28 protein-coding genes are annotated in these 24898 nt (G+C 68.1%); 16 read left to right on the top strand and 12 right to left on the bottom strand.

What is annotated here, in order from left to right:
* Positions 1–46 precede the first annotated feature (46 nt).
* The 5 genes from dnaA to mutM all read right to left on the bottom strand — a co-directional run bounded on the left by dnaA (position 47) and on the right by mutM (position 4598).
* Positions 47–1501 carry a chromosomal replication initiator protein DnaA gene (gene dnaA / locus V7672_RS12495; protein ID WP_335624929.1) on the bottom strand — a complete coding sequence of 485 codons (1455 nt, stop codon included), beginning with the start codon at positions 1499–1501 and terminating at the stop codon, positions 47–49.
* 459 nt (positions 1502–1960) lie between these two features.
* Positions 1961–2230 (bottom strand): 30S ribosomal protein S20, encoded by a 270-nt coding sequence (rpsT, locus tag V7672_RS12500; RefSeq protein ID WP_322256709.1) that lies wholly within the window; start codon positions 2228–2230, stop codon positions 1961–1963.
* 116 nt (positions 2231–2346) lie between these two features.
* A complete protein-coding gene (locus V7672_RS12505) occupies positions 2347–3147 on the bottom strand; it encodes an enoyl-CoA hydratase-related protein (RefSeq protein WP_335624930.1) in 801 nt (266 codons plus the stop codon).
* Between the two features lie 42 nt (positions 3148–3189).
* A complete protein-coding gene (locus V7672_RS12510) occupies positions 3190–3732 on the bottom strand; it encodes a DUF1697 domain-containing protein (protein ID WP_335624931.1) in 543 nt (180 codons plus the stop codon).
* Positions 3733–3734: 2 nt separating this feature from the next.
* A complete protein-coding gene (mutM, locus tag V7672_RS12515) occupies positions 3735–4598 on the bottom strand; it encodes a bifunctional DNA-formamidopyrimidine glycosylase/DNA-(apurinic or apyrimidinic site) lyase (RefSeq protein ID WP_335624932.1) in 864 nt (287 codons plus the stop codon).
* A 113-nt stretch (positions 4599–4711) separates the two neighbouring features.
* Here mutM and V7672_RS12520 point away from each other — a divergent pair, with 113 nt between their 5' ends.
* From V7672_RS12520 to typA, 4 genes are all read left to right on the top strand, one after another.
* Positions 4712–5527, top strand: a complete 816-nt coding sequence (locus V7672_RS12520) for a LytTR family DNA-binding domain-containing protein (protein ID WP_335624933.1) — start codon at positions 4712–4714, stop codon at positions 5525–5527.
* A gap of 359 nt (positions 5528–5886) precedes the next feature.
* Positions 5887–6714: a phosphatase PAP2 family protein gene (locus V7672_RS12525; protein ID WP_335624934.1), complete on the top strand. Its 828-nt coding sequence runs from the start codon at positions 5887–5889 to the stop codon at positions 6712–6714.
* Between the two features lie 41 nt (positions 6715–6755).
* Entirely contained in the window at positions 6756–8174 is a 1419-nt protein-coding gene (locus V7672_RS12530) for an ArnT family glycosyltransferase (RefSeq protein ID WP_335624935.1), read from the top strand.
* A gap of 129 nt (positions 8175–8303) precedes the next feature.
* Positions 8304–10136: a translational GTPase TypA gene (typA, locus tag V7672_RS12535; RefSeq protein WP_335624936.1), complete on the top strand. Its 1833-nt coding sequence runs from the start codon at positions 8304–8306 to the stop codon at positions 10134–10136.
* A gap of 78 nt (positions 10137–10214) precedes the next feature.
* Here the strand turns inward: typA and V7672_RS12540 are convergent, their stop codons facing one another.
* Positions 10215–10457 carry a GlsB/YeaQ/YmgE family stress response membrane protein gene (locus V7672_RS12540; protein WP_322256699.1) on the bottom strand — a complete coding sequence of 81 codons (243 nt, stop codon included), beginning with the start codon at positions 10455–10457 and terminating at the stop codon, positions 10215–10217.
* A 194-nt stretch (positions 10458–10651) separates the two neighbouring features.
* On the opposite strand from V7672_RS12540, the gene V7672_RS12545 reads away from it, so the two are divergent.
* Together V7672_RS12545 and hisN are read left to right on the top strand one after the other, a co-directional pair.
* Positions 10652–11035: a helix-turn-helix domain-containing protein gene (locus tag V7672_RS12545; protein WP_322256698.1), complete on the top strand. Its 384-nt coding sequence runs from the start codon at positions 10652–10654 to the stop codon at positions 11033–11035.
* A 41-nt stretch (positions 11036–11076) separates the two neighbouring features.
* Positions 11077–11862, top strand: coding sequence for a histidinol-phosphatase (gene hisN, locus V7672_RS12550; RefSeq protein WP_335624937.1), 786 nt, complete (start codon positions 11077–11079; stop codon positions 11860–11862).
* On the opposite strand, the gene rarD is transcribed toward hisN, so the two are convergent.
* Together rarD and V7672_RS12560 are read right to left on the bottom strand one after the other, a co-directional pair.
* Positions 11859–12782: an EamA family transporter RarD gene (rarD, locus tag V7672_RS12555; protein WP_335624938.1), complete on the bottom strand. Its 924-nt coding sequence runs from the start codon at positions 12780–12782 to the stop codon at positions 11859–11861. The genes hisN and rarD overlap by 4 nt on opposite strands.
* 1 nt (position 12783) lies before the next feature.
* Positions 12784–13830, bottom strand: coding sequence for an aspartate-semialdehyde dehydrogenase (locus tag V7672_RS12560; RefSeq protein WP_335624967.1), 1047 nt, complete (start codon positions 13828–13830; stop codon positions 12784–12786).
* A gap of 153 nt (positions 13831–13983) precedes the next feature.
* On the opposite strand from V7672_RS12560, the gene zapE reads away from it, so the two are divergent.
* On the top strand, positions 13984–15105 hold the full coding sequence (gene zapE, locus V7672_RS12565) for a cell division protein ZapE (protein ID WP_335624939.1): 1122 nt from the start codon (positions 13984–13986) through the stop codon (positions 15103–15105).
* 22 nt (positions 15106–15127) lie between these two features.
* Positions 15128–15712, top strand: a complete 585-nt coding sequence (locus V7672_RS12570) for a YbjN domain-containing protein (RefSeq protein ID WP_335624940.1) — start codon at positions 15128–15130, stop codon at positions 15710–15712.
* A gap of 31 nt (positions 15713–15743) precedes the next feature.
* Here the strand turns inward: V7672_RS12570 and mdh are convergent, their stop codons facing one another.
* Positions 15744–16706 (bottom strand): malate dehydrogenase, encoded by a 963-nt coding sequence (gene mdh / locus V7672_RS12575; protein WP_335624941.1) that lies wholly within the window; start codon positions 16704–16706, stop codon positions 15744–15746.
* A gap of 83 nt (positions 16707–16789) precedes the next feature.
* On the opposite strand from mdh, the gene V7672_RS12580 reads away from it, so the two are divergent.
* The gene (locus V7672_RS12580; protein ID WP_335624942.1) at positions 16790–17206 is read left to right on the top strand and encodes an HIT domain-containing protein; all 417 of its coding nucleotides are present in this window, start codon (positions 16790–16792) and stop codon (positions 17204–17206) included.
* Here the strand turns inward: V7672_RS12580 and V7672_RS12585 are convergent.
* Positions 17203–17820, bottom strand: a complete 618-nt coding sequence (locus tag V7672_RS12585; protein ID WP_335624943.1) for a hypothetical protein — start codon at positions 17818–17820, stop codon at positions 17203–17205. The genes V7672_RS12580 and V7672_RS12585 overlap by 4 nt on opposite strands.
* Positions 17821–17996: 176 nt before the next feature.
* Here V7672_RS12585 and sdhC point away from each other — a divergent pair, with 176 nt between their 5' ends.
* Genes sdhC through V7672_RS12620 form a run of 7 tightly spaced genes read left to right on the top strand, consistent with a single transcriptional unit; the run spans position 17997 to position 22924 of the window.
* Positions 17997–18461: a succinate dehydrogenase, cytochrome b556 subunit gene (gene sdhC, locus V7672_RS12590; RefSeq protein ID WP_335624944.1), complete on the top strand. Its 465-nt coding sequence runs from the start codon at positions 17997–17999 to the stop codon at positions 18459–18461.
* Positions 18458–18865: a succinate dehydrogenase, hydrophobic membrane anchor protein gene (gene sdhD, locus V7672_RS12595; protein WP_335624945.1), complete on the top strand. Its 408-nt coding sequence runs from the start codon at positions 18458–18460 to the stop codon at positions 18863–18865. The genes sdhC and sdhD overlap by 4 nt, the downstream gene beginning before the upstream one ends.
* Positions 18866–18869: 4 nt before the next feature.
* Entirely contained in the window at positions 18870–20669 is a 1800-nt protein-coding gene (gene sdhA, locus V7672_RS12600; RefSeq protein ID WP_335624946.1) for a succinate dehydrogenase flavoprotein subunit, read from the top strand.
* A 3-nt stretch (positions 20670–20672) separates the two neighbouring features.
* Positions 20673–21476 (top strand): succinate dehydrogenase iron-sulfur subunit, encoded by an 804-nt coding sequence (locus V7672_RS12605; RefSeq protein ID WP_335624947.1) that lies wholly within the window; start codon positions 20673–20675, stop codon positions 21474–21476.
* A complete protein-coding gene (locus tag V7672_RS12610; RefSeq protein WP_305487267.1) occupies positions 21476–21796 on the top strand; it encodes a 2Fe-2S iron-sulfur cluster-binding protein in 321 nt (106 codons plus the stop codon). Before V7672_RS12605 ends, V7672_RS12610 begins: the two co-directional genes overlap by 1 nt.
* A gap of 1 nt (position 21797) precedes the next feature.
* Entirely contained in the window at positions 21798–22604 is an 807-nt protein-coding gene (locus V7672_RS12615) for a kinase (protein WP_335624948.1), read from the top strand.
* Positions 22601–22924: a PilZ domain-containing protein gene (locus V7672_RS12620; RefSeq protein ID WP_335624949.1), complete on the top strand. Its 324-nt coding sequence runs from the start codon at positions 22601–22603 to the stop codon at positions 22922–22924. Before V7672_RS12615 ends, V7672_RS12620 begins: the two co-directional genes overlap by 4 nt.
* A 4-nt stretch (positions 22925–22928) precedes the next feature.
* Here V7672_RS12620 and V7672_RS12625 read toward each other — a convergent pair whose 3' ends face one another.
* A complete protein-coding gene (locus V7672_RS12625; protein WP_335624950.1) occupies positions 22929–23927 on the bottom strand; it encodes an alpha/beta hydrolase family protein in 999 nt (332 codons plus the stop codon).
* A 92-nt stretch (positions 23928–24019) separates the two neighbouring features.
* Positions 24020–24874, bottom strand: a complete 855-nt coding sequence (locus tag V7672_RS12630) for a haloacid dehalogenase-like hydrolase (protein WP_335624951.1) — start codon at positions 24872–24874, stop codon at positions 24020–24022.
* Between the last annotated feature and the right edge of the window lie 24 nt (positions 24875–24898).

Raw genomic sequence — 24898 nt, forward strand, 5'->3', positions numbered from 1 at the left:
GGATAAGGGTGTGGACGGAGCGCCCCGGCCCCGGCTGCGGCAGGCCCTAGCCGCGCAGCTTGCGGGTCAGGGCCTCGACGTCGCGGGCGATCTGTTCGTCAGTGGCCAGCAGGCTGTCGATCTTGCGGACACCGTGCAGCACGGTCGTGTGATCGCGCCCGCCGAAGCGCCGGCCGATGTCGGGATAGGACCGCGTCGTGTGCTGCTTGCACAGATACATGGCGATCTGGCGCGGACGGGCGACCGCGCGGGTGCGCCGCTCGCTCAGCAGGTCGGCCTGTTTCAGATTGAAATGCTCGGACACCGTCTTCTGGATCTCGTCGACGGTGATGCGCCGCTCGGGGCCGCCGCGCAGGGCCGCGCCCAGCAGCTTCTGGGTGTCCTCGACCGTCAGGGCCGACAACCGTCCGCCGGAGACAGCGGCCAGGGTCGTGACCGCGCCTTCCAGCTCGCGCATCGAGCCCGGGGTCCGGTCGACCAGATGTTCCAGCACGGCATCGCCGATCACGCCGTCGACCACGCCGAGGCGCGACAAGGCTTCCAGACGGTTGCGGGCCACGGCCAGCTTCAGCGCCCGGTCACCCGGCTCGATCGGGCAGGTCAGGCCCGAGGCCATATGCCCGCGCAGGCGCGGCTCGATCTCGGTCAGGGCCAGCGGCGGCCGGTCGGCCGACAGCACCACCCGGCGTCCGTCCTGGATCAAGGCGGTCAGGGTCGACAGCAGTTCTTCCTGGGTCGAGGTCTTGCCGCCGACGAACTGCACATCGTCGATCAGCAGCATGTCGGCGTTGCGCAGGCTGTCCTTGAAGGCCGCCGTCTGGCGGTCCTGCATGGCCTTGACGAAGGTCGACAGGAAGCGCTCGGCCGTCAGATAGACGACGCGGGCCTCGGGCCGCAGGCGCTGGGCCTCCCAGGCGATCGCGTTCAGCAGGTGGGTCTTGCCGAAGCCATAGGGGCCGCACAGGAAGACCGGATTGAAATGGCCGTCGGCCCAGGCCGCGACCTGTCTGGCGATCGCCAGCGCAAAGGCGTTGCCATGCCCCTCGACAAAGCCGTCGAACGTCAGCCGATCCTGGAGACCGGCGGCGCGAACGGCGCGCGGGCCGTCGGCCACGGGGCCGACCGTCGGGGCCGGCATGGGCTGGAACCCGGCCGAGGGGGCGGAAGGCGCGGGCGCGCCCTGCACGGCCGAGGCCGGCGGCACCGAGCCCATTTCGGCCCGGCAGCGAACCTCGAGCCGGCGCGACAGCCCGTCCAGGCCCAGCCACAGTTCATTGACGCGGCGCAGGGCATTCTTGCGCACCCAGTCGCGGGCATAGGCGGTGGGCGTGACCAGGATCAGCTGGCCCGAGCTGTCCACGCGGACCGCCGAGGGCGCGATATAGGAGCTGAACGGTCCGTCGCCGATTTCCGAACGCAGCCGCACGGCCGCCTCCGTCCAGATCCGGTCAGGATCGGTCATCGCCGTCGTCTCGCTCGCCATCATTGTGCCACCCTGCATCACGCATCCCAAGCTTCTGCCCCCGCACCTCCTGCCCGATCGCCCCGGAGGCGCCCCCGACTTCAGGGACGACCCTGCCCACCCCGAAAAGCATGTGCTTTTCAGGCCTGGTAAGGCACTCGAACAGACATCTCCCGCCGACACGAAATCGCGTTCCGCGCCGCCTTCATCCGTGTTGGGATGGAAGTGCGATGGAGGCCCAAACTACTCCCGCGACGGGGAGCGTCAACGCTGATTCGCCAGCCCAAACGCAGTTAAATTTGTTGACTCCGCTAAAGCCATTTCACGCTTGAGAAATTGTCGATTTCGCCACACAGGCGAGCACAGAATTCGTTGCGAATGGTTATCTGCGGACATGCAAACGGCGAGACAGGAAACCCTGTCTCGCCGTTGAATTTTCTCGATTTTCACGTGACAGCCGCGTGAAGGGCCGTCCGGGTGCCGCCGAAGCGGCCGTCGTCAGGCTGCAGAAATTTTCTTCAGCTGGGCGGCCAGGCGAGACACCTTGCGCGAGCCCGTATTCTTGTGAACCACGCCCTTGGACACGGCCCGCATCAGCTCGGACTGGGCCTCGACGAAAGCGGTCTTGGCGGCGCCGGCGTCACCGGCCGTCACGGCTTCCTGGAACTTGCGCAGGAAGGTGCGGACGCGCGTGCGGCGCGCCTTGTTCACTTCGGTACGGGCCTCGATCTTGCGGATCGCCTTCTTGGCACCGGCGTTGTTGGCCATCAGTCAGAACCTTTGAACAGAAAGCGCCGCGGAACCGATCCACGGCGCAGAAATCTCAAGAGCGCGCGGCTATAGCGGAAAGCTATGTAGGGGTCAACGCGAGTCCGCGCGTCGTTTCACCTCCCCCTGAACGCCGGCTTCCGCTTTTCGACAAAGGCCGACATGCCTTCCTTCTGGTCCTCGAAGGCGAACAGGCTGTGGAACAGGCGTCGCTCGAACTGGACGCCCTGGGTCAGGGTCGTCTCCAGCGCGGCATTGACCATCTCCTTGTTGGCCATGACGGCCAGCGGGCTCTGGGCCGCGATCCGCGCGGCGATCTTGCGGACCTCGTCCATGAGCGTGTCGTGCGGCACGACGCGGCTGGCCAGCCCGGCGCGCTCGGCCTCGGCCGCATCCATCATGCGGGCGGTCAGCACCATGTCCATGGCCTTGGACTTGCCGACCAGTCGGGTCAGGCGCTGGGAGCCACCGATGCCGGGCGCCACGCCCAGATTGATCTCGGGCTGGCCGAACTTCGCCTTGTCCGAGGCCACGATGAAGTCGCACAGCATGGCCAGCTCGCACCCGCCGCCCAGGGCAAAGCCGTTGACCGCCGCGATGATCGGCTTCCGGAACCGGGTGATCCGGTCGTGGCCCAGGGCAAAGAAATTCCCCGTATACATCTGGGCATAGGTCTGGTCGGCCATCTCCTTGATGTCGGCCCCGGCCGCGAACGCCTTGTCGCCCGAGCCGGTCAGGATCAGACAGCGGACGCTATCGTCCTGCTCGACCGCATCCAGAAACGCCGCCAGATCGCGAAACAGGGCCGAGTTCAGCGCATTCAGCGCCTCGGGCCGGTTCAGCGTCACCACCGCATAGCCGTCGTCGTGGCGTTCGATCGCCAGGGTGTCATAGGTGTCGGTCGCAGCGTCGGTCATGGGGCACTCCTTCTGAATCCGGCGCCTTCCTACCAAAGACCGTCAGTCCGGCGATACCCCGACCATCTCGCCCAGCTTCAGCACCGTGTTCCAGTTGCGCCCGGTACCCCTGCCCAGCAAGCGCGGCGTGGCCTTCTCCGCCATCTTTGATCGGCCCTGACCCTCCGGGAACCAGAAATAGAGGACGTCGCCCACCGCCTCGACCCGCTCGCCCCCCTCGGCCAGGGCGCGACAGGCCTCCAGCGCGCCCGCCTTTAGCCCCGCCTTCATCACCATGGCCAGCACCTTTGATGGATCCCCGGCCGCCTCCCCTGCAAGGGGATTGGCCGCGATTAGGCGACGCCAGTCCTCCGGCGTCCGGACCATGACCGCCACCTTCAGCCCGAACCGGGCCTCCATGGCCGCCTCGACCTCACCCTCTAGCCGGGTGGGATCGCGGTCGCTGTCGACCACCAGATTGCCGCTGGCCAGAAGCGTGCGCGGATTGCCGAGACCCATCTCCAGCGCCATGGCCCGCTGCTCGGCCACGGGCGCCCGTACCCCGCCGGTGTTCATGCCGCGAAACAGGATGATGCGCTGGTCCATGGCTATCTCCTCTGGCAGGTCGGGCACCAGAAGGTCGAGCGACCCCCCTGGACCTCGCGCCGGATGACCGGGTGGTCGGCGTTGCGGCGGCAGGGCTGACCCTCGCGGCCGTAGACATCGAACCGGTGCTGGAAATAACCCTGACCGCCCTCGGCATTGGCAAAGTCACGCAGGGTCGATCCGCCTGCCGCAATGGCCTCGGCCAGCACATCGCGCACCGCCACCGTCAGCCGCTCCAGCCGCGCGGCCGACAGACTGCCCGACGCGGCAAAGGGCGAGATCTGCGCCCGCCACAGCGCCTCGCACACATAGATATTGCCCAGCCCCGCCACATGCCGCTGGTCCAGCAGGGCCACCTTGACCGGCTGGCTGCGGCCCCTGAAGCGGGCCTTCAGATGATCAGCGGAAAAGCCGTTGCCCATCGGCTCGGGGCCGAGACCCGCGAACCACGGATGCGCCTCGACCTCCTCCGTGGGGATCAGGCCCATGAAACCGAACCGGCGGGCATCGGCATAGCCGACCCGCGTGGCCGTCCCGTCTCGCGTGGCGCACAGGCTGAGATGCTCGTGCGGGCCGCGCACCGGGGCATCGGTCTCGAACTCGCCCAGCGGATCGCCATCCAGGGTGAACCGCCCGGTCATGCCCAGATGGGTCACCCAGGTGTCGCCGGTCGACAGCGGCATCTGCAGATATTTGGCCCGGCGCCCGACCGACAGCACGGTCGCCCCCGCCAGCCGGTCCGCAAACCGGTCGGGAAAGGGAAAGCGCAGGTCGGCGCGGTTCTGGCGCACGCGCCCGACGATAGCTCCGGCCAGCACCGGCTCCAGACCCCGCCTGACGGTTTCGACCTCGGGAAGTTCGGGCATCGCATGGGCCTTCGGAACAACTGCCCGGTCCCTAGCAGACGGGCAACGCCAGCGACATGCCGAAAGGTCAGCCTGTCGCTTGGCTTGCCGGGCAGCGGTGCTATTTCTCGGCCATGACCCTGCTTGAGCGGATAGACCCCACACGCACCTGGCTCGGCTTTCTGGGCGCGGCGGGCGCAGGGCTGACGACCCTGTTCGTCTTCCTGGAGCCGACGCCGACGCAGGTGTTGAGCCTGCCCGCGCTGATCGCCTTCTGGGGCGCGCACGTCTTTCTCTTCCTGGCGCTCGCCCAGGCGTCGCAGGTGCTCGTCTCCCGCCATGTCGCGCCGAAGGCCAACCCCTGGGCCGCGATCGTGGCGGCGGGGATTCTGGCGTCGACGCTGCTGGCACCGATGGCGCTGGTCCTCGATCACCTGATGGTCGCCCCCCTCGATCCCGCCGAAGCGAGCGGCTGGACCTGGGCCGGACTGATCGAGGAATGGGCCAGTCTGGCGGCCCCCGCGACGCTGGTCTGGCTGGGCCTGAACGCCGTGCGGTTTCTGCGGCTGCCCGACCCGGAGTCATCGTCGACGCCAGAGAGCGCCGGCGAGCGCGCGGAGCCGGGCTTCATGCGGCGGCTTCCGCCGGGTCGGCGGGGGCAGCTCATCGCCCTCAGCGCCGAACTTCACTATCTGCGGGTCTATACGACCCTCGGCGACAGCCTGATCCTGCAGGGCTTCGGCGCGGCCCTGGACCAGCTGGGCCCGCAGGCCGGGATCCGCATCCATCGCTCCCACTGGATCGATCCGACGTTCGTCGCTGACGTCATGCGGGAGCGGGGCCGCACCAGCGTGCGCCTGTCCAACGGACTGGTCCTGCCGGTGGCGCGAAACCGGCGGGCCGAAGTGGCGGCCAATCTCGCAGGGGAGACCCGCCCCGCGCAGACCTGACCGTTCGTGAGATCGAACGCTCAATTCGTGGCCTGATCGTGCCGCACAGCCGCCGCCCGGCGCCACTCGTGCAGGCAGGGCGACCGTTCGTGCATTGACGTTGGCCGGGCCTCACGGCCTCCCTCATCAGTCCCGTCCGTACCGCAAGCGCCAGCCCGGACGGCAAGACCAATGAGCTCCCCGACATGAGTCCGCGACCCGCGGACACGCCCCCCCCGACCCCGCCGTCAGTCCGACCCGGGACGACCTGCCATGGAACCGGCGTCGAAGCGCCACGGGGCGCACATGGATCGGTGACGCGGGCGCCACACGAGTCAGGCATTCGCATCCCCGGGGCGACGTCCGGTTTGGGGGGATCGATGACGCATGTGCAGGCGGTGTCCGGCGCGTACCCGGCCGATCGATGGACGGGAGTCCGGCGCGGCCTGCGCCGGGAGTTCCAGCGGCTCAGGCTGTCGTGGGCGGCGGGCCTCGACACCACCGCGCCGGTGCGCACCGCCCTCGTCGCGACCATGACCCTGTCGGCCTTCTTCGTCCTGCTGCCGGGCGTGGATCTGGCCGTCACCCAGGCCTTCTTCGATGCCGAGCAGGGGTTCGTCGCCGCCTCTGACCCGGCGCTGAGGGCGCTGCGCAAGTCGTCGACCTGGGTCATGGGCCTGGTGCTGCTCGCGCTGATCGTCGTCGCCGTCCGCGGCGTGTGGACCCGTCGCCGCGAAGCGAGGAAGGCGCTGTTCCTGATCGCAGGCCTGGCCCTGGCCTCGGGTCTGGTCGTGAACGGCCTGTTCAAGGCGAGCTGGGGCCGGGCCCGGCCGATCCAGATCGAAGCATTCGGCGGCGAGGCCGAGTTCACGCGGGCATGGGCGATCGCGGACCAGTGCGCCTCGAACTGTTCCTTTGTCTCGGGCGAGGCGTCGTCTGCCGCCTGGATTGCGGCGGCAGCGGTCGTCATGACGCCGCAACCCTGGCGCGCCATCCTGATCCCGGGCGCCTTCGCCTACGCGGCCGCCCTCTCGTTCAACCGCCTGCTGTTCGGCGGTCATTTCCTGTCGGACATCGTGTTGTCATGGGCCATCACCGTTCTGGTTCTCTGTCTGCTGCATCGCCTGATGCTCTACTGCCCCGTGGCGGCGCGCCGGGCGCGACGCAGACGTCGGGCACGCCAGGGATCGGCGCCTGCCCTGGCCTGATCCCCCTGGGCCTGGTCGCGGCGGTCGCGGCTCTGACCGCCGTGCGACTGATCGGCCTGTGGACCGCGCGCACCGACCTCTATGTCGATGAAGCCCAGTACTGGGCCTGGAGCCAGCACCTCGCCTGGGGCTATTTCTCCAAGCCGCCGTTCCTGGCGTGGATGATCGCGGCGACCGAGCCGGTCTGCGGCTCGACCGAGGCCTGCGTGCGGGCGCCCGCGACGCTCAGCTGGGCGGCGACCGCGCTCGCCGTCTCGGCCACCGCCGCCATCCTCGGCGGTCGCAAGGCGGCCTGGTGGGCGGGCCTCGGCGTGCTACTGGCCCCCGGCGCCGCCTTTTCCGCGCGGATCGCCTCGACCGACGCGCCACTCCTGATGTTCTGGGCGCTGGCTGTGCTGGCCTTTGTGCGCCTGAGGGCCGACGGCGGCCGGGGCTGGCTGGCCCTGCTGGCGGTGTCGCTCGGTCTCGGCCTGCTGTCGAAATACGCCATGGTCTATCTGCTGGCCTGTCTGGCGATCGCGGCCCTGGTCGACCCCCTGAGCCGCAAGACCCTCCAGCGACCCGCCGTCTGGCTGGCGCTGGCGGCCGGCCTGCTAATCTTCAGCCCCAATCTGGTGTGGAATACCCTGAACGGCGCCGTCACCTTCCAGCATACGGCCGACAATGCCCGGGGCGAGGGTCTGGCACTGGATATCGGCAGCGGACTGGAATTCATCGCCGCCCAATTTCTTCTGGCCGGGCCGGTGACAATGGCCGTGGTCGCCATCGCGGCCGCGCGCGCGCCGACGCTCAGCCGGGACCAGCGGCTGATGCTGGCCCTGTCGCTGCCGGTGCTGGCAGCCCTGACCGTGCTGGCCTTTCTGGGCCGGGCCCATGCCAACTGGGCGGCGACGGCCCTGATCGCGGCCTGGGTCCTCAGCGGTCTGCTGTTCGCGCGCTGGCGTCTCCGGATATGGCCGGTCGCGGGCCTGATGGTCGGGCTGGTGTTCCAGGGCCTGCTGCTGGTGGGCGATGCGCAGGCAGACCGGTTCACCCTGTTCGGCAGCGAGCCCTATCAGCGCGTCCGGGGCGGGGCGGCCCTGTCGGAGGCCGTTGCCGCACGCGCCCGGGCCGAGGGCGTCCGGACCGTGATCGCCGAGACCCGGACGGATGCCGCCCAGTTGACCTATTATCTCCGGCACACCGCCCTGAAGGTGCGCGTCTGGCCTGCACCGCCGGGGCAGGGCCCGGAACACTACTATGAAATGGCCCGGGCGCTGGACGCTTCGGACACCGGGCACCCGGGCCTGCTGGTCACGGCCTGCCCCGGGATCTCGCCGGTTCCCGGCGCCCGCCCGCTGCCGTCCGTCACCGTGCCCACAGGGCCGACCGGTCAGCGGGTGCGCCACCTGTTCGTCGTGCCCGGCGATGCCGAGAGCCGGCCCACTCCATGTCGGGCGGACGCACGGCCCGGCCGGTGATCCGCGATCGTTGAACCCTCAACGGCTGGCCTTTCGTCGCGCGGCCCTGTATGAGGCGCGCGCTCCCCGCACCGTCGCCCTCACCCTGCGGCCCGCATCTGCCGGCCGCCCTGCACGTCTGATATTCCAATGAACCTTCGTAACGTCGCCATCATCGCCCACGTCGACCATGGCAAGACCACGCTCGTCGACCAGCTTCTGGCCCAGTCCGGTGTCTTCCGCGCCAATGAGGCGACCACCGAGCGCGCCATGGATTCCAACGATCAGGAAAAAGAGCGCGGCATCACCATCCTGGCCAAATGCACCTCGGTGCTCTGGAACGGCAAGGCGGGCGAGACCCGGATCAACATCATCGACACCCCCGGCCACGCCGACTTCGGCGGTGAGGTCGAACGCATCCTCGGCATGGTGGACGGCTGCGTCATCCTGGTCGACGCCGAAGAGGGCGTCATGCCCCAGACCAAATTCGTGCTGACCAAGGCGCTGAAGATGGGCCTGCGTCCCATCCTCTGCATCAACAAGGTCGACCGCGCCCACGCCGATCCCGACCGCGTCCACAACGAGACCTTCGACCTGTTCGCCGCCATCGGCGCGACCGACGAGCAGCTGGACTTCCCCCACATCTACGCCTCGGGCCGCAACGGCTGGGCGACGCTGGACCTGAACCAGCCGAACGACAATCTGGCGCCGCTGTTCGACCTGATCGTCGACCACGTCCCGCCGCCCAAGGTTCAGGACAACAAGGACAAGCCGTTCCAGATGCTGAACGTGCTGATCGAGTCCGACCCGTTCCTCGGCCGGATCCTCACCGGCCGGATCGAGAGCGGCAAGGCTGTCCCCGGCATGGCGATCCACGCCCTCGACCGCGAAGGCAAGGAAATCGAGCGCGGCCGCATCACCAAGGTGCTGGCCTTCCGCGGCCTGAAGCGCACGGCCCTGGACGAGGGCTCCGAGGCGGGCGACATCGTCGCCATCGCCGGCATGTCCAAGGCGACCGTGGCCGACACCCTGTGCGCCATGGAAATCACCGAGGCCCTGCCCGCCCAGCCGATCGACCCGCCGACCATCTCCATGACCGTCTCGGTCAACGACAGCCCGCTGGCCGGCCGCGAAGGCGACAAGGTCCAGTCGCGCGTCATCCGTGACCGCCTGCTGAAAGAGGCCGAGGCCAATGTCGCCATCCGCGTCACCACCACCCAGGGCGGCGACGCCTATGAAGTGGCCGGCCGCGGCGAACTGCAGCTGGGCGTGCTGATCGAGAACATGCGTCGCGAAGGCTTCGAGGTCTCGATCTCGCGTCCGCGCGTGGTGTTCCAGGAAGGCCCGAACGGCGAGAAGCTGGAGCCGATCGAGGACGTCATGATCGACGTCGACGACGAGTTCTCGGGCATCGTCATCGAGAAGCTGTCGGCCCGTAAGGCCGAGATGACCGATATGGGGCCCTCGGGCGCCGGCAAGACCCGCATCCAGCTGAAATGCCCGTCGCGCTCGCTGATCGGCTATCAGGGCGAGTTCCTGACCGATACCCGCGGCTCGGGCGTGCTGAACCGGGTGTTCAGCCACTATGAAGCCTTCAAGGGCGAGATCGCCGGCCGTCTGAAGGGCGTGCTCATCTCGAACTCCGACGGTGAAACCGCCGCCTTCGCCCTGTGGAACCTCGAGGATCGCGGCGTCATGTTCGTCGGCGCCGGCGAGAAGACCTATCAGGGCATGATCATCGGCGAGAACAGCCGCTGGGACGACCTGGACGTCAACCCGATCAAGGGCAAGCAACTGACCAACGTCCGCGCCTCGGGCAAGGACGAGGCCGTGCGCCTGACCCCGCCGCGCGTCATGTCGCTGGAACAGGCCATCGCCTATATCGATGAGGACGAACTGGTCGAGGTCACGCCCAAGTCGATCCGCCTGCGCAAGCAGACGCTGAACCCCTCGTTCCGCAAGAAGCGCGTCCGCCCGGAATAGGGTCGGCGATCAACCGGACATGAAAAAAGGGCGGCCCCGCAAGGAGCCGCCCTTTCTCTTGTCAGTCCGTCAGCCGTATCAGGCGCGACGCTTCACCAGTCCCAGCAGGAACAGCAGGATGATGGCGCCGATGGTGGCGACGATGGTCGAACCGATCCAGCCGCCCCACGAGAAGCCCAGCGCTCCGGCCAGGAAACCACCGATCACGGCGCCGACGATGCCGACGATGAGATTGGTGAGCAGGCCGTGGCTGCGGCCCATGATCTGTTCAGCCAGCCAGCCGGCGATGATACCGACGATGATCCAGAAAATGATGTTCATGTGTGCTTCCTTCCATTGAATACCCAAGCTGAAGTGTAAATGCGCTCCGCCGCCCCGGGTTGCATGAAGGTCCGCATTCCGCCGCAATCGCATAACCCTGTCATTCCCTCGTGACGCGATACCGGCATGAGGTTTGCCGCGTGGAGGGCGAGCCGTTCCGTTTCGGGACAGGTCGCAACACGGGGAAACTGGCCATGGCCACTGACATCGATCTTCACTTGGGGCGCCGCCTGCGCCGCCGCCGCCGCCTTCTGGGCCTGACACAGCAGCAGCTGGCCACCCAGGTCGGCATCCGCTTCCAGCAGATCCAGAAATATGAGTGCGGCGCCAACCGCATTTCGGCGGCCCGCCTGTGGCAGCTGTCCGAGGCGCTGGAAACGCCCGTCAGCTATTTCTACGACGGCCTGACCGAGGCGCTGGAGCGCAGCGAGACCGCCGGGGGCGCGGGCGGTGAGATGTTTTCCCGCAAGGAAACCCTCGACCTGATCCAGGCCTACTACCAGCTCGGCGAGCGGCCGCGCCGTCGCCTGCTGGATCTGGCCAAGTCCCTACACACCGAGGGTGATGCGGTAGCTTAAATGGGTGACGACGGGCGGCGGCGTCTGTATGCCGCCCACCCATGACCGCACATGAAGCCTTCGCCCTCGAGCTTGCCCGCGTCGCCGCAGGCGTGACCCTGCCGCTGTTTCGCACCGGGGCCCTGGCCGAGGACAAGGGACTGCCGGGCGCCTTTGACCCGGTGACCGAGGCCGATCGGGGGGCCGAGGCCGCCATGCGCCGCCTGATCGAGGCGACCTTTCCCGATCACGGCGTAGTGGGTGAAGAATATGGCGCCGACCGGCCGGATGCCGACTGGGTCTGGGTACTGGATCCGGTGGACGGCACACGCGCCTTCGTCGCCGGCCTGCCGCTGTGGACCACGCTGATCGGCCTGACCCATCAGGGACGCCCGGTCGTGGGGGCCGTGGCCCAGCCCTATCTGGACGAGGTGTTTCTGGGCGGCCCGTCGGGGGCCCGCTGCGTCATGCGCGGGACGGACAAGCCGATTGCCACCCGCGCCTGTGCGAAACTGAATGACGCGGTGATCTCGACCACCGACCCCGACATCTTCACCGGCGCCGAACTGGGCGCCTGGCGACAGGTGCGTGCCACCGCCCGCCTCGCCCGTCTGGGCTGCGATGCCTATGCCTATGCCATGCTGGCCTCGGGCCATCTTGATCTGGTCGCCGAGACCGGCCTCAAACCCTGGGACTGGACCGCACTGGTTGCCCTGATCGAGGCCGCCGGCGGCACGGTCACCGACTGGCTGGGCAACCCTCCGCACGACGACGGCCGCATTCTCGCGGTCGGCGATGCCGTCCTGACCGAGCAGGCCCTGCTGACCCTGCGCCGCGCGGTCAGCTAGACGGGTTCCGCCTGCGATTCCAGGGCCTTGCGGGCCAGCCGCGCCCGGCGCCAGGCGGCCCACAGGAAGACGGCGGCCCCCAGCCAGATAAAGCCGAACGACACCCCGCGCAGCCAGGTGAAATCCTCGCCTTGGCTGACGCCGATGACGAAGCTGATGGTCGGGGCGATGAACTGCAGAAAGCCGATCGTCGTCAGGGGCAGCCGCCGGGCCGCCCAGGAGAACAGCACCAGCGGTCCGACCGTCACCGGCCCGGCCATGGCCAGCCAGAAGGCCGCGTTCGGGCTGTCGAAGAATACCCCGGCGCCCTGCGTCTGCAGCCATATCAGCCACGCCAGGCCGAACGGCGCCATCAGCAGGCATTCGACGAACAGGCCCGCCTGGGCATCGGCCCGCACGCGCTTGCGGATCACCCCATAGGCGGCGAACGACACCGCCAGCGTCAGCGACACGATCGGCAGCCGTCCCAGCGCCACGGCCTGCAGGGCCACGCCCGCCGCCGCCAGGGCGATGGCCACAAGCCCCGCGCGGCTGATCCGTTCGCGGAACAGCCAGGCGCCCAGCGCCATGTTGAACAGCGGGTTCAGATAATAGCCGAGGCTGGTCTCCAGGGTGTGGCCATTGTTGACCGCCCAGACGAACAGGGCCCAGTTCAGGGCGATCAGGGCGGTGGACAGCATCAGCCAGCCCAGCGTCCGCCGGTCGGCAAAGGCGGCCTTCACCTGACCCGACTGGCGCGCCAAAAGCACCAGCACGGCGGCCCACAACAGACCCCAGACCGCCCGGTGGCCCATGATTTCAAAGGCATCGGCGCCCGCCGCGCCCATCGGCTGATAGATGAGCGGCGACAGGCCCCACAGCACATAGCAGCCCAGCCCCGCCAGCAGGGCCGCGCGGCCATCCGGCGCGGACGTCGCCACCTCAGACCGTCAGGGTGCGATAGCCGCCCGCGGGCTTGATCATGCCGGTTTCGTCCAGCAGCTGGGCGATCTGCACGGCGTTCAGCGCCGCGCCCTTGCGCAGGTTGTCGGAGACGACCCACAGGTTCAGGCCGTTCTCGACCGTCGGATCCTTGCGGATGCGGCTGACGAACACGGCGAACTCGCCTGCCGCGTCGATGGGCGTGATGTAGCCATCGGCCTCGGCCTTGTCGACGACCAGCACCCCGGGCGCGTCACGCAGGATCTCGCGGGCCTCATCGGGCGAGATCGGGCGGTCAAACTCCAGATTGACGGATTCGGAGTGGCCGACGAACACCGGCACCCGCACGCAGGTGACGGTCAGCTTGATGTCGGGGTCGAGGATCTTGTTCGTCTCGGCCCACATCTTGGCCTCTTCGTCGGTATAGCCGTCGTCGCGGAAGGCCCCGATCATCGGGATCAGGTTGAAGGCGATCTGCTTGGGGAAATGCTTGGGCCGGGCGTCGCCCAGGCCATAGATGGCCTTGGTCTGGGTCCACAGCTCGTCCATGCCCGCCTTGCCCGCGCCGGACACCGACTGATAGGTCGAGACCACGGCCCGCGTGATCTTGGCCGCATCGTGCAGGGGCTTCAGCGCCACCACCAGCTGGGCGGTCGAGCAGTTGGGATTGGCGATGATGTTCTTCTTCGTCGCCAGCTTGATGGCGTCCGGGTTCACCTCGGGCACGATCAGCGGCACGTCCGGATCCATGCGGAAGGCCGAGGAATTGTCGATCACGATCGGACCGGCCTTGCCGATCTTCTCCGACCATTCGCGGCTGGCGTCGCCGCCGGCGCTCATCAGCACCAGGTCGACGGTCGAGAAGTCAAAGCTGTCGATGCTCTCGCATTTGACCGTCCGGTCGCCAAAGCTGACCTCGATCCCCTTGGACTTGCGCGACGCCACGGCGTGCAGGGTCTCGACGGGGAAGTTCAGTTCCTCGAGGATGTTCAGCATTTCCCGGCCGACATTGCCGGTGGCGCCTACGACGGCGACGCGATAGCCCATAATGGTCATGTCCTTCGGACGCCCTGCGCTCGCGCCTCGGGCGCTCGCTACTTGAGGGCTGTTGGGGAAAGCGGGTGCAGGCCCTGCATGTAGTCATTCCCCCGGGCCACGCAATCGCTTTTCAGTCGCGGCGACGCCCGCTATCCCCCTCGCATGGTGTCCCGTATCGAACGCGTCCACGCGAAAAAGCTGAAAGATGGCTCTCTCCGGCCCGATCCGGGGCAGGCGGAGGCCCTCAAGGCCCTGGCGCGACTGGAAAAGGACCTGAAGCGGCGCGGCCTGTTCGGCGGCGTGCCCGAGGTGCGCGGCGTCTATCTGTACGGCCCGCCCGGACGCGGCAAATCCATGCTGATGGACCTGTTCTTTGCCAATGTTCAGGAGCCGCGAAAGACCCGCGCCCACTTCCACGCCTTCCTGTCGCGCGTCCACGCCCTGATGCGCAGCTGGCGCGAGGGCGACAAGGCCGCGCGCAAGGCCACCTTCGGCCAGTGGAAGGGCGACGATCCCATCGGTCCCGTCGCCGCCCTGATCGCCTCCGAGGCCCGCCTGCTGTGCTTTGACGAGCTTCAGGTCACCGACATCGCCGACGCCCTGATCCTCGGGCGGCTGTTCCAGGCCCTGTTCGAGCACAAGGTGGTGCTGGCCGTGACCTCGAACCGCCGGCCGCAGGACCTGTATCTCAACGGCGTCAACCGCGAGCTGTTCGTGCCCTTCATCGACCTGATCGAGGCCCGCTGCGAGCGGATCGAGGTGGCGGGCGAGCGCGACTGGCGCATCGACCGGCTGGCGACCTCGCGCGTCTGGTATGCCCCCGCTGACGCGGGCCGCCGGATGGCCTTCGACAAACTGTGGGACGACCTGAAGGGCGACCAGCCGGAAGAGCCCGCGCACATGCAGGTGACCGGCCGCGACGTGGTCATCGAACGGACAGCGGGGGGTATGGCCCGGGCCACCTTCGCCGAGCTGTGCCAGCGGGCGCTGGGCGCCAATGACTATCTGGCGCTGGCCGACCGCTTCCACACCCTGTTCCTTGAGGATGCGCCGGTGCTGCGCCCCGACGATCACGCCGCCGCTCGCCGTCTGGTGACGCTGATCGATGCCCTGTATGAAGCGCGCACGCGGCTGGTGGTTCTGGCCGCCGCATCGCCCGAAGACCTCTATCCCGAAGGACAGGAGACCTTCGAATTCGGCCGCACCGTATCGCGCCTGAAGGAAATGACCGGCAAGGCCTGGTTGTCCGCCACAGGATCGCCCCCCTCGGCCCCTACAGCCTGATGAACCCCAAAGGGAGATGTTGATGTTTCGTCGTTTGAGCGCCCTGGCGCCCCTGATCGCCGCCCCCGCCCTGCTGATGGCGGTGCCTGCCCTTGCCGCCGGCGATCCGGGTGCTGCCCCGGTGACCGGCCCGGTCGCCGCCCCGACGCAAGAGGCCGTCTCCGGCCTGACCCCGGCCGAGGTCCGCGCCTGGCTGACCGAAAAGGGCGCCACGGTCGAGGAACCGCAGACCATCCAGGGCCAGACCCTGCTGCGGGTCAATGACGGCAGCGCCACCTGGCTGATCTTCTTCTATGGCTGCGACGCCACGGGCCGCTGCCAGGATATCCAGTTCGCGGCCAGCGTCGTTGCAGACGGACTGTCGCTGGATCGGATCAACGCCTGGAACCGGGAGCAGCGGTTCGTGAAGGCCTATCTGCAGCCGAACCAGTCAGCGTCGACGGCCGTGCTGCAGTTTGACGTGCTGCTGTCGGCCGGTCTTGGCGTGGAACAGCTGAACGACCCGACCGTCGTCTGGCTGGAACTTCTGGCCGGCTTCATCGAAAGTGTGTTCGCCCCCACCAACCAGACCGCACCCCCGCCGCCGGTGACCCTGCCCATCCGCTGAGGACGGGCAGGAACACCAGGGATCACTGCATTCAGGCCAGCGAGGCGTCGATGTCCTTGCAGGCCTGGATCAGGCCCTGGACCGACTCGACCGACTTCTTGAACATCGCCTTCTCGTCGTCATTGGTCGAGAATTCGATGACCTTTTCGACGCCGTTCGCGCCGATCAGGGCCGGCACGCCGACATAGAGGTCGGACAGGCCGTATTCACCCGACAGCCAGACGGCGCAGGGCAGGACGCGCTTCTGGTCCAGCAGGTAGGACCGGGCCATGGCGATGGCCGATTCCGCCGGGGCATAGAAGGCCGAACCGGTCTTCAACAGGGCCACGATCTCGCCGCCGCCCTTGCGGGTGCGCTCGACGATGGCGTCCAGCTCGCCCTGCGACAGGAAGCCGGCCGAGACCGCGTCCGGCAGGGGCAGGCCGCCGACGGTCGAGTGGCGCACCATGGGCACCATGTCGTCACCGTGACCGCCCAGCGTCCAGGCGTGGATGTCCTGGATCGACACGCCGGTCTTTTCAGCGAGGAAATAGGCGAAGCGGGCCGAGTCCAGCACGCCGGCCATGCCGACGACCTTCTCCTTCGGCAGGCCCGAGAATTTCTGCAGGGCCCAGACCATGGCGTCCAGCGGGTTGGTGATGCAGATGACGAAGGCGTTCGGCGCGTGGGCCTTGATGCCCTCACCCACGGCCTTCATGACCTTGAGGTTGATGCCGATCAGGTCATCGCGGCTCATGCCCGGCTTGCGCGGCACGCCAGCGGTGACGATGCAGACGTCGGCGCCGGCGATGTCGGCATAGTCATTGGCGCCCTTCAGGGCGACGTCGGTGCCGATCACGGCGGTGGCCTCGGCGATGTCCAGCGCCTTGCCCTGGGGCATGCCCTCGGCGATGTCGAACAGGATCACATCCCCCAGCGCCTCGCGCGCGGCGACGTGGGCCAGGGTGCCGCCGATCATTCCGGCACCGATAAGGGCGATCTTGGCGCGAGCCATGGGCAGTCTCCAGTCAGCGATGGGGAGGTAAAAAGTCTGGGCGGCGGTCTAGACCCGGGCGCACCGCACTGCAAGGCTGAGGCATGACCGCCTTTGTCGCCGACCCGGCCTTTGATGCCGGCTCCCTCGCCGTCACCGACTGGCCGCTCTGTCAGGTGCGGCTGCAGGACGATGCGCGCTTTCCCTGGCTGATCCTTATCCCGCGCGTGTCCGGTCTGGTCGAGATCGAGGACCTGACGCCCGACGACCGGACCCGGTTTCTGGACGAGGGGCTGCGGGCCGGGGCGCTGGTCCGGCACCTCGGTGAGACTGTGGGGCGGCCGGTCGACAAGCTGAACATGGCCGCCCTGGGCAATGTCACGGCCCAGCTGCATCTGCACGTCATCGGGCGACGGCGCGATGATCCGGTCTGGCCTGATCCGGTCTGGGGACGCGGCACACCTCAGCCGTGGACCGCCCCCGAACGCGAGACCCTGATGACGATAATTCGGGCTGACTAGTCGGGTTTCGGGACCAGGCTTACCGTCAACCGGCGGCGCTCGCCCTGAAGCGTGCCGGACCAGCCGCGCCCGACCCGCTGCAACTCCAGCCGCCCGCCCTCGGCCGCGCCCTGGCCGATCAGCAGCAGGCTGACGGTATCCCCGTCCCGGGTCCCCGAGGTCAGGGTGCCCGCCGCCGGCGTGGTCCGCGACATCCACGCCCCCTCGATCGGCTGACCCGGGCCGAAATCGACCAGAATGATCGACATCAGCACCCCACCCTCGGGATCGACCAGCTGCCAGGCGCCGTCCATCGGGCCCATCCGCTGATCCATGCGCATCTCGGCCGAGATCACACCCTGGTCATAGGCCAGGGCCGCATCGGTCGGTCCGGCCTCGAACTGGCCCTCATAGGCATTGATCGTCACCATGCCGCGGATCGGACCGCGATAGGTGCCGGTGGTGTCGTCGCCCTCGGCGCCATCGTCCCCGAAGCCGGCGGGCGGCTCGAACGGGCGGATCGCCGGGGCCTCATACAGGGACTGGCTGGGCAGGGGCACCGGATCCTGCGGCGGCGGGCCGGGATCCTGCAGGCCGGACAGAACGATCAGAAGAGCAGGAACAGTCGCGATCATGGTCCAAGCCTAACGCGCGACTGCGGCAGATGGCCACCCCGGCAATCCCGGCACGTTTCCGGCTTCGTAACTTCCCCTGTGACACGGCGTTTCGTTGACAGGGGCTCGCGCGGCTCTCTAAAGCCTTGGCCGTTCCCGTCCGTTGTTTTGTCCCGGGTTTTTTGAGAACCATTCGCATGTCGGAACCCCTTTCGGGCAGCCCCGCCGATCCGGCCGGACCGCCCCAGTTCTATACTCCCCAGCCGAACGGCCGCGTCCGTCCGACCTCGCCCCACCTGCAGATCTGGCGCTGGCATGTGACCATGCTGGGATCGATCCTGCACCGCATCACCGGCTCGGGTCTGGTGGGCGGCGCCGTGCTGGTCGTGCTTTGGCTGGGCGCGCTGTCCTTCGGGCCCCAGGCCTATGAGACCTTCGTCGGGCTGGCCGGCTCGCCGCTGGGGCTGATCGTCTGGTTCGCCCTGTCGCTGGCCGGTTTCTACCACCTGGCGTCCGGCGTCCGGCACCTTATCTGGGATACGGGCGCGGGCCTGTCGCCGAAAGGCGCCTCGACCCTGACCACCGTGACGCTGGTGTTTGCCGTCGTCGCCACCCTGGCCTTCTGGGGCTGGCTGTTCGCTTCCGGAAAGGTGACGCTGTGAGCGCGCACAGGTCTGTCTATCGCAAGAACGTCAAGGTCGCCGAGCGCAAGGGCGCGGGCGGCTGGCTGGCCGAGCGGCTGTCGTCGCTGGTGCTGGTGCCCCTGACCCTGTGGGCCCTGTGGTCGGCCGCCATGATCGCCGGCACGGGCTATGAAGGCGCGCTGGACTGGTTTGCCCAGCCCCTGAACGCCTGGCTGCTGGCCGCCACCTGGCTGTTCACCCTTTGGCACATGAATATGGGCATCACGGTCATCGTCGAGGACTACATCCACAAGCGCTCGACGCTGGGCCTGCTGTTGGGCCTCAACACCCTGCTGTGCCTGTCTCTGGCCGTCATCGGCCTGCTGTTCATCACACGACTGGCGGTGGGCTCTGACCCGCTGCCGGCCGGCTTCGGAGTCTAGTCGTTTGGCCTCTTACGAATTCGTCGATCACGAATATGACGTCGTTGTCGTGGGCGCCGGGGGTTCGGGCCTGCGCGCGGCGCTGGGCGCGGCCCGCGAGGGCCTTAAGGTCGCCTGCGTGACCAAGGTCTTCCCGACGCGGTCGCACACGGTCGCGGCCCAGGGCGGTATCTCGGCCTCGCTCGGCAATATGGGCGAGGACTCGTGGAAATGGCACATGTACGACACCGTCAAGGGGTCGGACTGGCTGGGCGACCAGGACGCCATCGAATATCTGGTCCGTGAGGCCCCCAAGGCCGTCTATGAGCTGGAGCACTGGGGCGTGCCCTTCTCGCGCACCGAGGAAGGCAAGATCTATCAGCGCGCCTTTGGCGGCATGACCAAGAACTATGGCGAGGGCCCGGTGCAGCGCACCTGCGCCGCCGCCGACCGCACCGGCCACGCCATCCTGCACACCCTGTACGGGCAGTCCGTGCGCCGCGAGGTGAAGTTCTTCGTGGAATATTTCGCGCTGGACCTGATCATGCAGGAGCAGGCCTCGGGCCCCGCCGCCTGCACCGGCGTCACCGCGCTTCAGCTCGACACCGGCCAGCTGCACCGCTTCCGCGCCAAGATGGTCATTCTGGCCACCGGCGGATACGGCCGCGCCTATTTCTCGGCCACCAGCGCCCACACCTGCACGGGTGACGGCAATGCCATGGTGCTGCGCGCCGGCCTGCCGCTGCAGGACATGGAGTTCGTCCAGTTTCACCCGACCGGCATCTACGGTGCCGGCTGCCTGATCACCGAGGGCGCCCGGGGCGAGGGCGGCTATCTGACCAACTCGGAAGGGGAGCGCTTCATGGAGCGCTACGCCCCCTCGGCCAAGGACCTGGCCAGCCGCGACGTCGTCAGCCGCTCGATGACCATCGAGATCCGCGAGGGGCGCGGCGTCGGTCCGAACAAGGACCACATCTTCCTGCACCTCGACCATCTGGACCCCAAGGTCCTGCACCAGCGCCTGCCGGGCATTTCCGAGTCGGCCAAGATCTTCGCCGGGGTCGATGTGACCAGGGCGCCGATCCCGGTGCTGCCGACGGTCCACTACAATATGGGCGGTATTCCCACCAACTATCACGGCGAGGTCCTGACCAAGGCCGGCGACGACGGCAGTGTCGTGGTCCCGGGCCTGATGGCCGTGGGCGAGGCCGCCTGCGTCTCGGTGCACGGCGCCAACCGTCTGGGCTCCAACTCCCTGACCGATCTGGTGGTGTTCGGCCGCGCCGCCGGCCTGCGCGCCGGTGAAGTGGTCGACAAGGCCTCGAAGGTGCCCGACGCCCCGGCCTCGGCGACCGACGCCCACATCGCCCGTCTGGACCGCTTCCGCAACGCTTCGGGCTCGACCCCGACCGCCGAGCTACGCCTCAGCATGCAGCGCGCCATGCAGTCGGACGCCGCCGTCTTCCGCACCGGCAAAACGCTGGACGAGGGCGTGGCCAAGCTGCGCGCCATCGATGACGCCATCGGCGATATCCGCGTCACCGACCGCGGCATGATCTGGAACACCGACCTGATCGAGACCCTGGAATACGACAATCTGATCGCCCAGGCCGTCGTCACCATCGAAAGCGCGGCCAACCGCAAGGAAAGCCGTGGGGCTCACGCGCGCGAGGACTTCCCCGACCGCGATGACGCCAACTGGATGAAGCATACCCTGGCGTGGAAATCGCCGGGCCAGACGGTCAGGATCGACTACCGCGCCGTCCACGACTTCACCCTGACCGACGAGATCGACTACATCAAACCCAAGGCGCGGGTGTATTAAGCCATGGCTGAACTTTCCCTCCCCCGTGCGTCCCAGCCCAAGCGGGGCAAGGTGCACAAGGCCCCCAAGGGGGCGAAGAACGTCAAGACCTACAAGGTCTATCGCTATGACCCCGAGGTGGATGCCAATCCGCGCTGGGACGTGTTTGAGGTCTCGACCGACGACCACGGCCCGATGCTGCTGGACGCCCTGATCCACATCAAGAACACCATCGACCCGACGCTGGCCTTCCGCCGCTCGTGCCGCGAGGGCATCTGCGGCTCGTGCTCGATGAACATCGACGGGCGTAACACCCTGGCCTGCACCAAGGGCTGGGACGAATGCTCCTCGTCGAACATCTCGATCGCGCCGCTGCCGCACCAGCCCGTGGTCAAGGATCTGGTCACCGACCTGACCCTGTTCTACGCCCAGTACGACTCGATCCAGCCCTACCTCCAGTCCGACGAGCCGGACCCGACCACCGAGCGCCTGCAGACACCGGCGGATCGTGAAAAGCTGGACGGCCTGTACGAGTGCATTCTCTGCGCCTGCTGCTCGACCTCCTGCCCCAGCTACTGGTGGAACCAGACCGAATACCTCGGCCCGGCCGCCCTGCTGCAGTCCTACCGCTGGATCGCCGACAGCCGCGATGACGCGACTGACAAGCGCCTCGACGACCTCGAGGACCCGTTCAAGCTCTATCGCTGCCACACCATCATGAACTGCGCCCAGGTGTGTCCGAAGGGCCTGAACCCGGCCAAGGCCATCGCCGAAACCAAGAAGCTGATGGTCGCCCCCGGTCGCAAGAAGGCCAAGGCCGAGGCCTGATGGCGAAGATCACCTATATCGAGCATGACGGCACCGAGCATGTCGTGGAGGTCAAGAACGGCCTCAGCGTCATGGAAGGCGCGATCCGCAACAATGTCCCGGGCATCGACGCCGACTGCGGCGGGGCCTGCGCCTGCGCCACCTGTCACGTCTATGTCGATGAGGCCTTTGCCGCCGAGACGGGCCGGGCCAGCGCCATGGAGGAGTCGATGCTCGACTTCGCCGAAAACGTCGAGCCGAACTCGCGCCTGTCGTGCCAGATCCGGGTATCGGACGATCTGGACGGGCTGATCGTGCGCCTGCCCGAAAACCAGCACTGAGGTGTCCGGTCCCCGGATCGCGCCGGACCTTCTCGCCCTCGTCGGACGGCTGATCGAGGCGGCCCCCGCCGGACGCCCCGCCCGCATCGCCATCGTCGGCGCACAGGGCTCGGGCAAGACCACCCTGGCCCGCGCCGCCGCCCACGCCTTCGGCGCGGCCCAGATCTCCATCGACGATGTCTATCTGACCCGGGCCGAGCGCGAGGCCGTGGCCCGCGACGCCCACCCCCTGTTCGTCATGCGTGGCCCGCCAGGCACCCATGATCTGGGCCTGCTGTCGGACATCATGGACCAGCTGGCGGCGGCCGGACCCGACGACACCACCTGGCTGCCCGACTTCGACAAGCGTGGCGATGACCGCCTGCCCAGGGATCGCTGGCGGCCGTTTCGCGGGCGGCCCTCGGCCATACTGATCGACGCCTGGTGTCTGGGCGTCGTGGCCGAGGACACGGCGGCGCTGGCCCGGCCCGTCAATGCCCTGGAACAGACCCGCGATGCCGACGGACGCTGGCGGGCCGCCATCCATGAGCAGATCGCCGGACCCTACCGGGCCTTTGCCGACAGCCTGGATGCGATCCTGTTCCTTCAGGCCCCGTCGTTCGACGTCGTGCTGGACTGGCGCTGCCAGCAGGAAGCCGACCTGCTGGGCATTGCCCCCGCCGACCTGCCCGACGCAGAGCGCGCGCGTCTGGCCGACTTCATCCAGTATTTCGAGCGCATCACCCGGCGCATGCTGGCGGGCGGTGTGACGGCCGATGTCACCGTTAAACTGGATCGAAACCGTATACCGGGCTCTATCGCCGGATGAGTATCGAGCGTCGCCTTGAACCCCGCAGCCCGATCGACGGTCGCGCCCTGATGGTCGCCCCGGCGGTCGAGCAAACCTGCCGGCTGATCGACCAGTCGCGCTCGGGCCTGCGCATCCGGCTGGACCGCTCGGTCAGCCTGCCGCGCACGGCCTTCATCGTCGACCTGCCGACCGGCATCGCCACCCCCGTCCAGATCGTCTGGCAAAAGGGCATGGAGGCTGGCCTGAAACGCACCGGCGAGGGCGCCACCCTGCGCGGTCTGGTGCCGTCCCGCCTGATCGCCGTCCGCGACGCCTGGCACCGCGCCGGCGGCCGCTGATCCCTTACGGCTGCAGATGCCGGGCGAGGAAGGCCACCACTTGCGGCCAGGCCTCGGCCCGGGCGGCGGCATTGGCCTCGGGCGTGCCGCCGCTTTTGTGCGCGTCACGCGGGCCGCCGTCGCCGATCAGGTCATGGCCAGCCTCGGTATAGATCAGCGCCTCGGTCTCCACACCCGCCGCCTCGCGCGCCGCCACGATGTTCCGGGCCTGACGGGCCGAATTCCACTGGGCGTCCTGCTCACCGGCGATCAGCAGCACCGGCCCGGCATAGGCCTCGACCGGGATGCGGGCCGCGGCCTCGCGCTCCGGATGATCGGCCCGGCCGTTCTCGTGGATGGCCCGCAGGTCCGCCGCATCCCCCGCCAGCAGCCCGTCGACAAAGCCCCGGTACGGCATGAAGGGCAGGGCCTCGCCGGCGAACGAGAAGGACGAGCGCGTGCCCTCGGCCTCGATGACCTCCAGCCCCCAGCCCTCCCAGACCACGTCTGACGGGGTATAGGCGACCACGGCGTCGATCCACGCATAGCGGCTGGCGGCGATCAGGGCGAACTCCGACCCCTTGGATCCACCGAACAGGGCGAACCGCTCGACATCGACGCCCGGCATGGTCCCCAGGGCCTGACGCAGATCAGCCAGCTGGTCGACGCGGATGTCGAGGAAGCTGCCGGGCAGATCGGGGAACTGCGGCGGCGGTCCATAGTCGCCCCAGTCCGGCGAATAATAGGGCAGGCCGACCGCCGCATAGCCCAGACGTGCCAGCATCGGCCCCATCACCCGACCCGCCTCATCGCCCCCATCGGCGCCGTGCAGGATCACGACCACCGGCCGCGCCTCGTCTCCCGCCAGCCGCCAGACCTGCGCATGCGGAATGCCGGGCACCGCCGTCACCTCGATGGCGGCCTCCGCCACCGCCTCCTGGGCCCGGACCGGCGCCGCCGTCACCGTCAGCGCCAGCGCGCCGATACAGACGGCCACGGCACGCACAAAGGGGGTGTTCCACATGGGCGACTCTCCACGAACCGGGCCGGGACGACCACCGCCCGCGCACCCTTCGTCTTCTAGTCGCCGCCAGGGCCGCAATTGGATGCAGACCCTCAGCCCGCCGGCATGGTTCCGGCGTTGACGGCGATCCGGCCCACCAGTCCCTTGACGATCAGGTCCAGCGGCGAGCCCTCGCGATAGTCCGCCGCCGCCACGAAATTCACCCGGTCCTCGCTGATCAGGGAATAGATCTTCTGCTGGTCACGCTCGCTGTTGCGCGGGTCATAGACGGCGATCGAAAAGCCGCCCTTGGTGTGCATCATCTTCATGGTCGGCACATCGGTGTCGCCGTCGCCGAGGAAGATCATCCGCTCGAACGGCACCGGCCGCTCGGCATCCGGGATGAAGCGGTTGATGCGGTCATGCTCATAGTGGTTGAGCACGCCCTTGTTGATCCGGAACAGATACTGGGTCTTGGTCGTGTAGTTGACGCCGACGGCCGGCCAGACGGCGACCCCGTGCTCATCATAGACGAATTTCGACGCGAACACGTGGCGGAAGGCGTCGCGGATCGGACAGCCGTCGATCATCTCTTCCAGCCCGGCCGAGACGATATAGTGCTCGATATCCAGCCCGTAGTGACGGCCAAAGGCGTTCATCCGGTCGAACCAGCCGGGCCCGGTGAGGTCGGTCTTCAAGCCGTCGAACAGCTTCACATCATGGCCGTGGTCGCGCAGCGTCCGCCTGGTGATCGGCGCATCGTTCTCGCGCGCCCGCTGCAGCATCAGCTGCATATACATCAGGATGCCGTCGCCGTCGGCCTGGCGGGTCAGGGTCTCGGCCTCTTCCCAGAAGGCGCCCTTCTCCATCCCGACCGAGGGGATGAAGCTGACCTCCTGCATGTTTCCGCGGGCAAGGGTGCCGTCGAAATCATAGATCAGGGCGGTCTTCAGCAGCGGTCTGGCCATGGTCTTTCCCTCGGCAGCGATGCC

This window comes from Brevundimonas sp. (assembly GCF_036963785.1).
Classification (GTDB): domain Bacteria; phylum Pseudomonadota; class Alphaproteobacteria; order Caulobacterales; family Caulobacteraceae; genus Brevundimonas.

Coding starts and splice junctions, on each gene's coding strand:
- dnaA (WP_335624929.1), bottom strand. CDS start 1,501: ATGCAGGGTGGCACAATGATGGCGAGCGAGACGACGGCGATGACCGAT.
- rpsT (WP_322256709.1), bottom strand. CDS start 2,230: ATGGCCAACAACGCCGGTGCCAAGAAGGCGATCCGCAAGATCGAGGCC.
- V7672_RS12505 (WP_335624930.1), bottom strand. CDS start 3,147: ATGACCGACGCTGCGACCGACACCTATGACACCCTGGCGATCGAACGC.
- V7672_RS12510 (WP_335624931.1), bottom strand. CDS start 3,732: ATGGACCAGCGCATCATCCTGTTTCGCGGCATGAACACCGGCGGGGTA.
- mutM (WP_335624932.1), bottom strand. CDS start 4,598: ATGCCCGAACTTCCCGAGGTCGAAACCGTCAGGCGGGGTCTGGAGCCG.
- V7672_RS12520 (WP_335624933.1), top strand. CDS start 4,712: ATGACCCTGCTTGAGCGGATAGACCCCACACGCACCTGGCTCGGCTTT.
- V7672_RS12525 (WP_335624934.1), top strand. CDS start 5,887: ATGACGCATGTGCAGGCGGTGTCCGGCGCGTACCCGGCCGATCGATGG.
- typA (WP_335624936.1), top strand. CDS start 8,304: ATGAACCTTCGTAACGTCGCCATCATCGCCCACGTCGACCATGGCAAG.
- V7672_RS12540 (WP_322256699.1), bottom strand. CDS start 10,457: ATGAACATCATTTTCTGGATCATCGTCGGTATCATCGCCGGCTGGCTG.
- V7672_RS12545 (WP_322256698.1), top strand. CDS start 10,652: ATGGCCACTGACATCGATCTTCACTTGGGGCGCCGCCTGCGCCGCCGC.
- hisN (WP_335624937.1), top strand. CDS start 11,077: ATGACCGCACATGAAGCCTTCGCCCTCGAGCTTGCCCGCGTCGCCGCA.
- V7672_RS12560 (WP_335624967.1), bottom strand. CDS start 13,830: ATGGGCTATCGCGTCGCCGTCGTAGGCGCCACCGGCAATGTCGGCCGG.
- zapE (WP_335624939.1), top strand. CDS start 13,984: ATGGTGTCCCGTATCGAACGCGTCCACGCGAAAAAGCTGAAAGATGGC.
- V7672_RS12570 (WP_335624940.1), top strand. CDS start 15,128: ATGTTTCGTCGTTTGAGCGCCCTGGCGCCCCTGATCGCCGCCCCCGCC.
- mdh (WP_335624941.1), bottom strand. CDS start 16,706: ATGGCTCGCGCCAAGATCGCCCTTATCGGTGCCGGAATGATCGGCGGC.
- V7672_RS12580 (WP_335624942.1), top strand. CDS start 16,790: ATGACCGCCTTTGTCGCCGACCCGGCCTTTGATGCCGGCTCCCTCGCC.
- V7672_RS12585 (WP_335624943.1), bottom strand. CDS start 17,820: ATGATCGCGACTGTTCCTGCTCTTCTGATCGTTCTGTCCGGCCTGCAG.
- sdhC (WP_335624944.1), top strand. CDS start 17,997: ATGTCGGAACCCCTTTCGGGCAGCCCCGCCGATCCGGCCGGACCGCCC.
- V7672_RS12605 (WP_335624947.1), top strand. CDS start 20,673: ATGGCTGAACTTTCCCTCCCCCGTGCGTCCCAGCCCAAGCGGGGCAAG.
- V7672_RS12610 (WP_305487267.1), top strand. CDS start 21,476: ATGGCGAAGATCACCTATATCGAGCATGACGGCACCGAGCATGTCGTG.
- V7672_RS12620 (WP_335624949.1), top strand. CDS start 22,601: ATGAGTATCGAGCGTCGCCTTGAACCCCGCAGCCCGATCGACGGTCGC.
- V7672_RS12625 (WP_335624950.1), bottom strand. CDS start 23,927: ATGTGGAACACCCCCTTTGTGCGTGCCGTGGCCGTCTGTATCGGCGCG.
- V7672_RS12630 (WP_335624951.1), bottom strand. CDS start 24,874: ATGGCCAGACCGCTGCTGAAGACCGCCCTGATCTATGATTTCGACGGC.